The organism is Alkalihalophilus lindianensis (assembly GCF_032843265.1).
GTDB lineage: Bacteria > Bacillota > Bacilli > Bacillales > Bacillaceae_D > Alkalihalophilus > Alkalihalophilus lindianensis.
Genome location: NZ_JAWJBA010000946.1, coordinates 1 through 240, shown reverse-complemented (window position 1 = coordinate 240; position 240 = coordinate 1). Strand labels below are relative to the sequence as shown.

Below are 240 nucleotides of genomic sequence, written 5' to 3'. Positions count from 1 at the left end.
CTGTTTCATTTTGTTTAATAGCTTGTCGGCTGACAAATGATTAGGAACACTAGTTTGGTACCCAAGCTTCTCCACCCATGTTATAAACTTTTCAAGATTGAACGTGAGCCCCAGTAATTCTTTGCTAAGTTTTAAAGCAAAAATCATCCCAATCATCACCGCTTCTCCATGAGTGAAATTCCCATATCCCATTTCAGATTCAATCGCATGCCCAAGCGTATGCCCTAAGTTTAAATAAGC

At 39.2% G+C, this 240-nt stretch carries 1 protein-coding gene; it reads right to left on the bottom strand.

The window, feature by feature from the left end:
* A partial coding sequence (locus RYX56_RS24910; RefSeq protein ID WP_439108537.1) for a 3-dehydroquinate synthase family protein occupies positions 1-240 on the bottom strand: 240 nt, incomplete at both ends.